Source organism: Comamonas sp. F1-6, from assembly GCF_039581415.1.
Lineage (GTDB): Bacteria > Pseudomonadota > Gammaproteobacteria > Burkholderiales > Burkholderiaceae_C > Comamonas > Comamonas thiooxydans.
Genome location: NZ_JBCPWN010000044.1, coordinates 1 through 12,433 on the forward strand (window position 1 = coordinate 1; position 12,433 = coordinate 12,433).

The window sequence follows — 12,433 nt, forward strand, 5'->3', positions numbered from 1 at the left end:
AGGCATGCACTGCCGACTGCTGGGCCGTCCCGGCCGGATTACAGCGCTGCAGCGCTTCCTCGATCACATCCAGAAGCACGACAACGTGTGGGTGTGCCGCCGTATTGATTTGGCTCGTCACTGGGCCGAGCGTTTCCCTTGCAAGGATTGATTGCGACATGGCTTTGACCCTGGAACAACTGAATGCCGCCGATGCGGCCACCGCCACCGACCTGCTCGATGGCCTGTACGAGCACTCGCCCTGGATTGCCGCCAAGGCACTGGAGCAGCGACCCTTCAAGTCCATGGCGCATATCAAGCACGCCATGGCCAAGGTGCTGGCCGAGTCCAGCGAACAGGCCCAGCTCGATCTGATCCGCGCTCACCCGGAGCTGGCCGGCAAGCAGATGGAGACCAACACGCTCACCGCCGAATCGACGAATGAGCAGAAGAAGGCAGGCCTGACCAACTGCACGCCCGAAGAGCTGGAGCACATCCGCAAGCTCAATGCCGAATACGGCAAACGCTTCGGTTTCCCCTTCATCCTGGCCGTGCGCGGCGCGCGCGGTCTGGGTCTGAGCAAGGCCGAGATCATTGCGACCTTCGAGCGCCGCATGTTCAACCACCCTGCCTACGAACAGGCCGAGGCACTGCGCAACATCCACCGCATCGCCGAGATCCGCCTGAACGACAAGTTCGGCTACGAGCCCGTCGAAGGCAACGAAGTCTGGGACTGGCAGGAACGCCTGTCCACCAACAGCGACCCCGGCTACGCCGAAAAAGGCCAGCTGACGGTGACCTATCTGACCGACGCCCACCGCGCCTGCGCCCAGCGCATCAGCCACTGGATGCGCGAGATCGGCTTCGACGAGGTCGAGATCGACGCCGTGGGCAATGTGGTGGGCCGCTACAAGGCCGCCACCGAAGGCGCCAAGACCCTGCTGACCGGCAGCCACTACGACACCGTGCGCAACGGGGGCAAGTACGACGGCCGCCTGGGCATCTTTGTGCCCATGGCCTGCGTCAAGCAACTGGCCGAGCAAGGCAAGCGTCTGCCCTTCAACATCGAAGTGGTGGGTTTCTCGGAAGAGGAAGGTCAACGCTACAAGGCCACCTTCCTGGGCTCGGGCGCCCTGGTGGGCGACTTCAAGCAGGAATGGCTGGAGCAAAAGGACGCCGACGGCATCACGCTGCGCGAAGCCATGCTGCATGCCGGCCTGTGCATCGACGACATCCCCAAGCTGGAACGTGACCCCGCCAAGTACCTGGGCTTTGTGGAAGTGCACATCGAGCAGGGCCCTGTGCTCAACGAGCTGGACATTCCCCTGGGCATCGTCACCTCCATCAACGGCAGTGCCCGCTATGTCTGCGAATTCATCGGCATGGCCAGCCACGCAGGCACCACGCCCATGGACCGCCGCCGCGACGCCGCCGCCGGCGTGGCCGAGCTGTCGCTGTACATCGAAAAGCGCGCCGGCCAGGATGGCGACAGCGTGGCCACCATCGGCCAGCTGAACGTGCCTTCAGGCTCGGTCAACGTGGTGCCCGGCCGCTGCCAGTTCTCGCTGGACCTGCGCGCGCCCACCAACGAGCAGCGCGACGCCATGATCAACGACATCATGGCCGAGATGGCTGCGATCGCCGAACGCCGCGGCCTGCGCTACACCACCGATCTGTCCATGAAGGCAGCGGCTGCGCCCAGTGCTCCCGAATGGCAGAAACGCTGGGAAAACGCTGTCGACGCACTGGGCGTGCCCCTGTTCCGCATGCCCAGCGGCGCCGGTCACGACGCCATGAAGCTGCACGAAATCATGCCTCAGGCCATGTTGTTCGTGCGCGGCATGAACGCCGGCATCAGCCACAACCCGCTGGAAGCCTCCACCTCCGACGACATGCAACTGTCCGTGGATGCCTTCACTCACCTCCTCCACCAACTGGCTCAAGAACAGCAATGACCAATATGAATCAAGACAAGCAAGCCACCTACGCCGCCATCGATGCATGGATTGACGAGCACTTCGACGAAGAAGTGAAGTTTCTGCAGGCCATGGTGCAAGTGCCCACGGACACGCCTCCCGGCAACAACGCCCCCCACGCCGAACGCACTGCCGAGCTGATCAAAGGCTTCGGCTTCGACGCCGAGAAGCACGTCGTGCCCGAAGCCGACGTCAAGGCCTATGGCATGGAGTCCATCACCAACCTGATCGTGCGCCGCCCCTACGGTGACGGTGGCCGCACTATCGCCCTGAACGCCCACGGCGACGTGGTGCCTCCGGGCGAAGGCTGGACCAAGGACCCCTACGGCGCCGAGATCGAAGACGGCAAGCTCTATGGCCGCGCCGCTGCCGTGAGCAAGAGCGACTTCGCCTCCTTCACCTTCGCCGTGCGTGCTCTGGAAGCCGTGGCCAAGCCCTCCAAGGGCGCGGTGGAGCTGCACTACACCTACGACGAAGAGTTCGGCGGCATCATGGGCCCCGGCTGGCTGCTGGAAAAGGGCCTGACCAAGCCCGACCTGATGATCGCAGCAGGCTTCAGCTACGAAGTCGTTACTGCTCACAACGGCTGCCTGCAGATGGAAATCACCGTGCAGGGCAAGATGGCGCACGCCGCCGTGCCCCACACCGGCGTGGACGCGCTGCAAGCCACAGCCGTGCTGCTGACTGCTCTGTACGGCGAAAACGTCAAGTACAAGCAAGTCACTTCGCAAGTGCCCGGCATCAAGCACCCCTACCTGAACGTCGGCCGCATCGACGGCGGCACCAACACCAACGTGGTGCCCGGCAAGGTCATGCTCAAGATCGACCGCCGCATGATTCCTGAAGAGAATCCCGTGGAAGTCGAAGCCAGCATCCGTGCTGTGATCGCCAAGGCCATCGAAGACTTCAATACCCAGGGCGGCTACACCGGCGAAGACGCCGTGCGCGTGGACATCAAGCGCCTGCTGCTGGCCAACGCCATGACCCCCCTGGACGGCAACAAGCCCCTGGTGGACGCCATCCAGAAGCATGGCGAAGCCATCTTCGGCGAAGTGCCTCCTGCAGTGGGCACGCCTCTGTACACCGACGTGCGCCTGTATGTCGAGCGCGGCATCCCCGGCGTGATCTACGGCGCCGGCCCCCGCACCGTGCTGGAATCGCATGCCAAGCGCTCCGACGAGCGCCTGGTGCTGGAAGACCTGCGCCGTGCCACCAAGGTGGTGGCCCGCTCGCTGGTGGACCTGACTGCCTGAGCACCAAACACCGTTTGAACGCCTAGCCTTCTTCTGTCTGGATGGAGGTTTTTCAAGGAGCCTGGATTCGTCCGGGCTCTTTTTTTATGTGCGCGACACCAGCAGGCCGGCGGGCATTTGCTCGGCATGGCTCAGGTCCACATGGCTGGCCAGAAAATCCAGCACCGCCCGCGTCCTCACTGGCAACTGGCCAGGCTTGCCCACATACACGGCATGGATGGGCTGCAGATCCCCGGGATTGAATTCCTCCAGCAACACCTGCAGCCTGCCCGCATGCAAATCGTCCCAGGCGTGATAGAGCGACAGCCGCGCCAGGCCCGCCCCGGCCTTGGCCAGATTGGCCATGGCTTCGCCATCGTTGACGCGCAGCACCTCCCCCATGCTCACCGTCACCGCCTTGCCCGCCACCACAAACGGCCAGTGCGGTATGGCCCGCGGGTAGTTCCAGCCGATGCGCACATGGCCTGACAGCTCATCGGGATGCGCCGGTTTGCCAAAGCGCTGCAGATAGTCCGGCGAGGCCACGATCACCTGGCGCGTGTGCCCCAGCTTGCGCGCCACCATGTCCGAAGACGGCAGCTCTCCCCAGCGCAAGGCGATATCGGCGCGAGCCGCTATCAGGTCCACGACATGATCGGTAAAGCTGAGGTCCAGCTGCAGGCCCGGCCAGGTCCGCATCAGCGGACCGACCAGAGGCACCAGCAGGCGGTTGCCCGTGGACGAGCTGGCATTGATGCGCACCACGCCGGTGGGCTGGCCCTGCCGGGTGACCGAGGATTCCAGCGCCAGCCAGTCCGCCAGCAACTGCCGGCCCTGCTCCAGCAACTGCTCACCCTCGGCCGTCAGCTCCAGCCGCCGGGTGCTGCGGCGCAGCAGTTGCACGCCCAGCCGGGTTTCGAGCCTGGCCACGATCTTGCTGACCGCCGAGGGCGAGACCTCGCGCAGACGCGCCGCTGCCGAGAAGCTGCCCTGCTGGGCCACCTGCACAAAGGTCTGCAGCTCCACAAAGCGGTCCGCGCTGTGCTCCTGCAGCGAAGGCATAGCCATGGATTTCTTCATGAATCACATCATAAAGATGCCATTTATTCCTCACAGGAACAAATGCATGTCCGCATCAAGGGCTAGCGCACCTTCTGCCACAGGTTCACAGTTCAGCCCTTCGCGGAATTTTCACAAGGACGTTTTCATGCCTGCAGCATTGCTTGCTCTGGCCGCCGGTGCCTTCGGCATCGGAACCACGGAATTCATCATCATGGGCCTGCTGACCCAGGTCAGCCAGGATCTTCATATCTCCATCCCCACGGCGGGCACGCTGATCTCGGGCTATGCCGTGGGCGTCGCCGTGGGCGCTCCCGTTCTCACTCTGGCCTCGCGCCGCTGGCCGCGCAAGCTGCTGCTGCTGAGCCTGATGCTGCTGTTCATCGCCGGCAATGCCGCCGCCGCCCTGGCACCCAGCTATGGCTGGCTGCTGGCAGCACGCGTGCTGACCTCGCTGACCCACGGCACCTTCTTCGGCGTGGGCGCAGTCGTCGCCACGCAACTGGTGGCGCCCGAGAAGAAAGCCTCGGCCATCGCGCTGATGTTTTCCGGCCTGACCCTGGCCACGCTGCTGGGCGTTCCCTTCGGCACCTGGATCGGCCAGCACTGGGGTTGGCGCATGGCATTTGCCAGCGTCAGCGGCATAGGCGTGGTCGCACTGCTGATCCTGCTGCGCCATGTGCCACGCGCACTCAGCATGCCCAGCCCTCAGGGCCTGACCCAGGAGCTGACCGTGCTGCGCAATGGCGCCATGTGGCGTGGTCTGCTGTTGACGGTGATCGGCTTTGCCGGCGTCTTCACCCTCTATACCTATATAGAGCCGCTGCTGACCCAGATCACGGGAATGGACAACCGCATGATCGCCTTCACCCTGCTGCTGTTCGGGGCGGGCCTGGCCCTGGGCAACCATGCGGGCGGCAAGCTGGCCGACCGCTTTGGCGTACAGCGCGCACTATGGGTGTCGCTGGCCGCCCTGATGCTGGTGCTGATCGCGGGCCGCTGGATGTTTGCCAGCACGCCCCTGGCCATTGCCTTTGTGCTGCTGCTGGGCATTGCCGCCTTTGCCACCGTCGCGCCGCTGCAGATGGGTGTGCTGCAATCTGCAGGCGAGGCCGGCATGAATCTGGCGTCCAGCCTCAATATCGCTGCCTTCAATCTGGGCAATGCCCTGGGTGCCTGGCTAGGCGGAGCGGTGATCGCGCAGGGCATGAGCCTGACTTGGCTGGCCTGGGCTGCCGCCATGCCTGCAGCAGCAGCGCTGCTCATGGCCAGCTTCGCGCCACGTCAGAGCAGTCCAGCTCAGACTTCGGCCATGGCGGCGGGAATGCACTGAAACTCAGGCGCGACACCAAGGCGGCAGCCTGCCTGCAGCAACGCAAACGAACTCCACTCCAAGGCGACCTCAAGGTCGCCTTTTTTGCTTGTGCAGCAACTCGGCATGGTTTTTGCAGCAGCTTAGGCCCCATGGCAAGGCATGAACTCTTTGCAGCCCCATACACGCTTTTGCACAGCGGTGCACCAATTCTGGGCTTGACGCCTTTTTTTTCACCTTCTTCAACGCTAATGCATGCAAGCTGCCTCAAGGTGGCAACGCACTTTCTTTCACTAGATGTTTCAAGACCCGAAACCTGCGCACGCATAACCGGAGCCAGATCCCTTGCAATTGCATATCGCGCAATTTTTGCTATTAAAAACAAAGCATCAATCGCTTGATATCAAATGATTTCAATATGTTTCATTCTGAAAATTAGAAAAACAAAGAGTCAGAAGCTACACATTTAATAGCAATCAGTAATTACCTTAGATGGTTATGCGTGAAAAACATAACTATTGATACCCCATCCAGAAACTGAATTTTGAGCAGGGTTTACCGCTAGATGCTGTGCGTTATGAGCTGTATACACTTTTTGTATGGATTGCATGCCATTCGCGAATCGCATGCCAACCTGAAGCCAATATAGAGTGAGGAGACATGTTTTTATGACATCCCAAGTGCATCCCGTGGATGAGGTTCTGCCATTTGGCAAGCTCACCGCCTTAGGTCTGCAGCACGTTCTGGTCATGTATGCCGGCGCCGTCGCCGTGCCGCTGATCGTGGGCCGTGCCCTGAACCTCCCCCCTGAGCAGGTCGCGCACCTGATCTCCGCCGACCTGTTCGTCTGCGGCCTGGTCACCCTGATCCAGGCCATGGGTGCGACCCAGTGGTTCGGCATCAAACTGCCTGTGATGATGGGCGTGACCTTTGCCAGCGTGGCCCCCATGGTGTCCATGGCACAGAGCACCGGCGGCAATGCCGGCGCAGGCCTGATCTTTGGCTCGGTGATAGGCGCGGGGGTGATCTCCATCCTCATTGCGCCGCTCATCAGCCGCATGCTGCGCTTCTTCCCACCGGTCGTGACCGGCACCATCATCGCCGTCATCGGCATCAGCCTGATGCGTGTGGGCATCAACTGGATCTTCGGCAACCCCGTGGGCCCGACCGCCCCCTCCGTGCCCAACCCCGAGCACCTGAAGTGGCTGGCCGAGGCCCAGGCCATGGCCGGCGCTCCCGGCTCCTCGCTGCCCGCCATCCCCAAGGGCTTCTCGGTGCTGCCCACCATGCCCAACCCCAAGTACGCCGATCTGCAAGGCGCTGCGGTCTCCGGCATCGTGCTGCTGTCCATCTTGCTGATCGCACGCTTTGCCAAGGGCTTCCTGGCCAATATCTCGGTGCTGATGGGCATCTTGATCGGCGGCGTGATCTCCGTGGCCATGGGCCTGATGAACTTCGAGAAGGTCGCCAAGGCCGAGTGGTTCACGCTGGTACTGCCCTTCCAGATCGCCATGCCCGTCTTCGACCCCATCCTGATCCTGACCATGAGTCTGGTGATGGTGGTCGTGATGATCGAATCCACCGGCATGTTCCTGGCCCTGGGCGACATGGCCAAGCGCGACATCACACAGGACGAACTGACCCGCGGTCTGCGCACCGACGGTCTGGGCACCCTGATCGGCGGCATCTTCAACACCTTCCCCTACACCAGCTTCTCCCAGAACGTGGGTCTGGTGGCCGTGACCGGCGTGCTCAGCCGCTGGGTCTGCGTGGCCGGTGGCGTGATCCTGATCGTTCTGGGCGTGCTGCCCAAGATGGGGGCGCTGATCGAATCCCTGCCCACCGTGGTTCTGGGCGGCGCGGGTCTGGTGATGTTCGGCATGGTGGCCTCCACCGGCATCCGCATCCTGGCCAACGTGGATTTCCGCAACAACAAGAACAACGCCATGATCGTGGCAGTGTCCATCGGCGTGGGAATGATTCCTCTGGTTGCCCCTAATTTCCGTCAGTGGATGCCCCATTCCATCCATCCGCTGATTGAATCCGGTATCCTGCTGTCCTCGATTACCGCCGTGGCATTGAATCTTTTCTTTAACGGAGCCGCCAAAGACAACAGCGCTGCCATCAACGCAGCACGTGAGGCTGACGCTCACTAAACGCCAGCCCGAAGCAAACGCTGGCTTACCCGCCGGCCCAAGCCCCCTGCCGCCCCACAGTGCGCCAGGGGGTTTATTGTCGATATAGTTGAAGCAAAACAGACCTGACTCAAAATGCTTCTTGCCATCCGGTAAGCTCCGAGAAGCAACTTGCTGATAAATATTTCGTATGACACAAAACCTGTCCTCCGCCGAACAAGCCCTGCGCGATGCGGCCCGCGAATACCACCGCAGCCCCGTCAAAGGCAAGATTTCCGTCACTCCTACCAAGCCCCTGTCCAACCAGCGTGACCTGTCCCTGGCCTACTCGCCAGGCGTGGCCTATCCCTGCCTGGACATCGAGGCGGACCCCTCCACTGCGGCCGAATACACCTCGCGCGGCAACCTGGTCGGCGTGATCACCAACGGTACCGCCGTGCTGGGTCTGGGCGATATCGGCCCGCTGGCTTCCAAGCCCGTGATGGAAGGCAAGGGTTGCCTGTTCAAGAAGTTTGCCGGCGTGGACGTGTTCGACATCGAACTGGCCGAGCGCGATCCCGACAAGCTCATCGACATCATTGCCTCGATGGAACCCACCCTGGGCGGCATCAACCTGGAAGACATCAAGGCTCCCGAGTGCTTCTACATCGAGCAGGAGCTGTCCAAGCGCATGAACATTCCGGTGTTCCATGACGACCAGCACGGCACGGCCATCATCTCCAGCGCCGCTTTGCTCAATGGCCTGGAACTGGTGGGCAAGGACATCGGCTCCGTCAAGGTGGCCGTCTCCGGCGCCGGCGCGGCAGCCATTGCCTGCGTCGACGTGATGGTGGGCCTGGGCATCAAGCGCTCCAACGTCTACATGGTGGACTCCAAGGGCGTGATCTACGAAGGCCGCCCCGGTGGTCTGGACGCCTCCAAGCAGCGCTACGCGCAGAACACCGAAGCCCGCACCCTGGCCGACGTGGTCGACGGCGCCGACGTGTTCCTGGGCTGCTCGGCTCCCGGCGTGCTGACTGCCGACATGGTCAAGACCATGGCCGACAAGCCAATCATCCTGGCCCTGGCCAATCCCGAGCCCGAAATCCGCCCCGAACTGGCCAAGGCCATCCGCCCGGACTGCATCGTGGCCACCGGCCGCTCCGACTATCCCAACCAGGTCAACAACGTCCTGTGCTTCCCCTACATCTTCCGTGGCGCGCTGGACTGCGGCGCCACCAAGATCACCGAAGCCATGAAGCTGGCCTGCGTGCGTGAAATCGCCGCCCTGGCCAAGCAGGACGTCAGCGACGAAGTCGCTGCCGCCTACCAGGGCAAGGAGCTGACCTTCGGCCCCGACTACCTGATCCCCACGCCCTTCGATACGCGCCTGATCCTGCGCATCGCTCCCGCCGTGGCCCAGGCTGCCGCCGAATCCGGTGTCGCCACCCGCCCCATCGAGGACATCGCCGCCTACCGCGAAAGCCTGACCCGCTTCGTCTACCAGACCAGCATGTTCATGCGCCCCGTGTTTGCAGCCGCCAAGGCCAATCTGCAGCGCGTGGCCTATGCCGAAGGTGAAGACGAGCGCGTGCTGCGTGCCGTGCAGGTTGCCGTGGACGACGGCCTGGCCAAGCCCATCCTGATCGGTCGCCCCGCCGTCATCGAAGCCCGCATTGCCAAGGCCGGCCTGCGCATGCAACTGGGCAAAGACGTGGAAATCTGCAACCCCGAAGATGATCCCCGCTTCCGCCAGTACTGGGAAACCTATCACAAGCTGATGGGCCGCAACGGCGTCACCCCCGAAGCCGCCAAGGCTGCGGTGCGCCGCTCCAACACCCTGATCGCTGCCCTGATGGTGCACCTGGGTGATGCCGACGCCATGCTGTGCGGCCTGGTGGGCCGTTTCGACAGCCACCTGGCCCATCTGGAAGACGTGCTGGGCCTGAAGAAGGGCACCAACGAGTTCGCAACGGTGAACGCCGTCATGCTGGAATCCGGCACTCTGTTCGTGGCCGACACCTACATCAACGACGCACCCAGCGCCGAAGAACTGGCAGAGATCGCCAAGATGGCTGCCGACGAAGTGGCCCGCTTCGGCCTGCCACCCAAGGTGGCCTTCCTCTCGCACAGCAACTACGGTTCGTCCACACGTGGCTCGGCCCGCAAGATGCGCGCTGCACGCGACCTGTTCGCTGCCGCCAACCCCGGCATCGAATGCGATGGCGAAATGCATGGCGATGCGGCCCTGGACGCCAACGTGCGCAGCCACTCCCTGCTGGAGTCCTCGCTGACCGGCGCAGCCAACGTGCTGATCTGCCCCAACCTCGACGCCGCGAACATCCTGTTCAACGTGCTCAAGACCACGGGCGGCCATGGCACCACCATCGGCCCCATCCTGATGGGCTGCTCGGCTTCCGCCCACGTGCTGACCCCCTCCTCCACCGTGCGCCGTGTGGTCAACATGACCGCTCTGGCTGCAGCTCAGGCCATCGCACTGCGCAGCTGATCCTGCGCAATCTCTCGGGCATCCCGCCCGAGGCAGCAACAGAACGCCCTTAGGGGCGTTTTGTTTTGCCCCATGCCGAGCCTTGAGCTTTGAACCCTGCGTTCATTCACGACTGCCTGTAACGCGCGCAGCAAACGCTCATGTCAGGCGCCAAGATGAAAAGTGAACGCCAGTCGAGATACAGCAAGCGCCATGCGCTATGGTTTTCATAGACAAAGCAAAATGCGCGCAATGCCGAACAGCGCACAATCCTTGTGTAGAATCCTGCCATCCGGAGGTTTGGGTGAGTGGTTTAAACCAGCAGTCTTGAAAACTGCCGAAGGAGTGATCCTTCCGTGAGTTCGAATCTCACAGCCTCCGCCAGAACAAAGAACCAACCCCTTGATTTATCAAGGGGTTTTTCTTTTTCAGACCTCAACGGTATGCCATTTGGTATGCCATGGCATGTTGGCTGCAGTTAGACCTGTTTGGAGATAGCCGCCACAAGCACCTGCACCTTGACCCTCGTGCAGCAGGCCCAACCTCTAGCTATTGATTGCATGCAGGGAGTTTAAGGTTGAAGCCGTCGTTCGCATTCGAGGAGCTCAGTGTCAGCGACTGCTTTGGTCATGATCTGCCAGTCGACGGACATCCTTCTGCCAGTCATTACCCTAGAGTCTCTGGACTTGACGAGCTCCACTTCGTTGTTGGCGGCTGTACCATCGCCAGTGCAAGGGGGCCGTACGCCCCCCCCGCGCTCAAAGATGGATGACTTTCAAGCCACTACTGTTTGCAGGATCCGATAGAAGTCTTTCCAGCTTTTTCACCTGTGTATGCGGCGTAGCAATTGCTAGCAAGCGCTGGGCACGTGATGCCCCCACATAAAGCTTGCGAAGTTCCTCGGCCATGGAGGCTAGCGCGCCGGTTTCAAGGTGATCGATCGTACCCTTCGCTCTTTTAGTTGAGAGCACCACGCACACCGCTGGGAATTCGGTCCCCTTGACGCTATGGATGGTTCGAGCTGAATGGCTATGTAGTGAAGGCGGCAGCAAGGCCTCTGCCAGCTTGTCATGTCGCTTTAAAACTTGCTTGATTGACCTGCCTCCACCTGGCGGCAATTTTCCTTTCAGGATCTCCCGAGCATCATCCAACCAGCCGTCCGCGTCTTTATGTCTCTCTGGGTCGTATCGCAGTTGCTTGCCAAGCCTGAGCATCTCAGGACGCCATGCTTGATACTTGTCGTTGAGCGCATCCATGTGCTGACGATAGGTCTTCCGTGCGAGATGGCCCTCCAGGGTCAGCACGACGCGATGCATTTCGACCAGTGCGTCTTGACGTCCGCCGAACTCGAACGATGAATGCAAGTCGCCGACAGCGGCCGCCAAGCGGCAAGCAAGATGTCCGGACCCATTGTCGACAGGCAAGCCCAGCGCACGTGACGCACTGAGGCGAGTCGCAGCGACCACGGGGCAGTCCTTCGCTGAAATCTTCAGCTGGGCCACAAGCGACCTGAAGTAGTCACCAACGGCCGACGGAACACTCTGTCCCTTGTAGGCCAGCAAGTAGACCGGGCTAGGTTCAGCGCGATGCTCGCCCAGTGCTTCGTCGTAGGAACGCCCGGGTTCCGGCCTCTTCAGACGCGAGACCACACTCACGATGTGCTGACTCGAACGGAAATTCCCCGTCAGAGACAGGCGCCGGTCTTGCCCAAACCTCGCCGCAAAGACTTCCAGCTCCGTGGACACCCCGCCTCGAAAGCCATAAATCGATTGCTGGGGGTCACAGATGACCTTCACAGGGATGCCAGCGTTGAGGAACCATTCAATGATGCGGAGGTCGTCTGGATTGCAGTCTTGAGCCTCGTCGACGATGATCTCGCCGAACCGTGCGATCAAGGCTTTCGTTAGAGGCGAGTCATTCTTTAGTGCCTTTAGCCGCGCCAGCGCCAACAGGCGCGCATCCTGGTAGTCAAGCTCACCACGCGCCTTGAAGCGCGCTCGCATCGTCTTTGCCGCAGTCAAATAAGCCTTCGACACAGAGCTGATCCCCAGCTCTTTCAATTCTTCAGGGATAGCCTCTCCAGTCACTCGGTCGAAGCACTTCAACGGAATCGGCCTGGCTTTATCAAACGGCTGTACCTCCCGGAGTTCCAAATCCGGAATTAGCCGCGGCCGGGCTAGCGAGCCTGGGATGCCAAATGGCACCACGAGAACGCGCCACAAGAAGCTGTCGAAGGTGCCGATGAAATGCGGCATAGCTGGGGATGGCAGGAG

Annotated in this window: 7 protein-coding genes, 1 tRNA gene and 1 pseudogene; 7 read left to right on the forward strand and 2 right to left on the reverse strand. The window is 61.7% G+C overall.

Features of this window, described 5'->3' with window-relative positions:
- The 3 genes and pseudogenes from AAIL66_RS23875 to AAIL66_RS23885 form a co-directional block, all read left to right on the forward strand.
- Positions 1–151 (forward strand): annotated as a pseudogene (locus AAIL66_RS23875) (allantoinase); the annotation flags it as partial.
- 7 nt (positions 152–158) lie between these two features.
- Entirely contained in the window at positions 159–1,934 is a 1,776-nt protein-coding gene (uraD, locus tag AAIL66_RS23880) for a 2-oxo-4-hydroxy-4-carboxy-5-ureidoimidazoline decarboxylase (RefSeq protein WP_034359668.1), read from the forward strand.
- Positions 1,931–3,208, forward strand: a complete 1,278-nt coding sequence (locus AAIL66_RS23885; protein WP_003063718.1) for a M20/M25/M40 family metallo-hydrolase — start codon at positions 1,931–1,933, stop codon at positions 3,206–3,208. The genes uraD and AAIL66_RS23885 overlap by 4 nt, the downstream gene beginning before the upstream one ends.
- Before the next feature lie 84 nt (positions 3,209–3,292).
- On the opposite strand, the gene AAIL66_RS23890 is transcribed toward AAIL66_RS23885, so the two are convergent.
- Complete coding sequence (locus AAIL66_RS23890) at positions 3,293–4,267, reverse strand: LysR family transcriptional regulator (RefSeq protein ID WP_343497929.1); 975 nt, start codon at positions 4,265–4,267, stop codon at positions 3,293–3,295.
- 127 nt (positions 4,268–4,394) lie between these two features.
- Between AAIL66_RS23890 and AAIL66_RS23895 the strand changes: the two genes are divergently transcribed.
- The 4 genes from AAIL66_RS23895 (at position 4,395) to AAIL66_RS23910 (ending at position 10,544) form a co-directional block, all read left to right on the forward strand.
- Positions 4,395–5,579, forward strand: a complete 1,185-nt coding sequence (locus AAIL66_RS23895) for an MFS transporter (protein ID WP_034359670.1) — start codon at positions 4,395–4,397, stop codon at positions 5,577–5,579.
- 647 nt (positions 5,580–6,226) lie between these two features.
- Positions 6,227–7,714 carry a nucleobase:cation symporter-2 family protein gene (locus AAIL66_RS23900; protein WP_003063711.1) on the forward strand — a complete coding sequence of 496 codons (1,488 nt, stop codon included), beginning with the start codon at positions 6,227–6,229 and terminating at the stop codon, positions 7,712–7,714.
- A 169-nt stretch (positions 7,715–7,883) separates the two neighbouring features.
- A complete protein-coding gene (locus AAIL66_RS23905) occupies positions 7,884–10,181 on the forward strand; it encodes an NADP-dependent malic enzyme (RefSeq protein ID WP_034359675.1) in 2,298 nt (765 codons plus the stop codon).
- A gap of 273 nt (positions 10,182–10,454) precedes the next feature.
- A tRNA-Ser gene (locus tag AAIL66_RS23910) sits at positions 10,455–10,544 on the forward strand.
- Between the two features lie 374 nt (positions 10,545–10,918).
- Here AAIL66_RS23910 and AAIL66_RS23915 read toward each other — a convergent pair.
- The coding region (locus AAIL66_RS23915) for a UvrD-helicase domain-containing protein (protein WP_343497930.1) at positions 10,919–12,433 on the reverse strand (1,515 nt) is incomplete at its 5' end.

Excerpts from the sequence above, each read along its gene's own strand:
- AAIL66_RS23905 (WP_034359675.1), top strand. The coding sequence starts at position 7,884 with ATGACACAAAACCTGTCCTCCGCCGAACAAGCCCTGCGCGATGCGGCC.
- AAIL66_RS23900 (WP_003063711.1), top strand. The coding sequence starts at position 6,227 with ATGACATCCCAAGTGCATCCCGTGGATGAGGTTCTGCCATTTGGCAAG.
- AAIL66_RS23895 (WP_034359670.1), top strand. The coding sequence starts at position 4,395 with ATGCCTGCAGCATTGCTTGCTCTGGCCGCCGGTGCCTTCGGCATCGGA.
- AAIL66_RS23890 (WP_343497929.1), bottom strand. The coding sequence starts at position 4,267 with ATGAAGAAATCCATGGCTATGCCTTCGCTGCAGGAGCACAGCGCGGAC.
- uraD (WP_034359668.1), top strand. The coding sequence starts at position 159 with ATGGCTTTGACCCTGGAACAACTGAATGCCGCCGATGCGGCCACCGCC.
- AAIL66_RS23885 (WP_003063718.1), top strand. The coding sequence starts at position 1,931 with ATGACCAATATGAATCAAGACAAGCAAGCCACCTACGCCGCCATCGAT.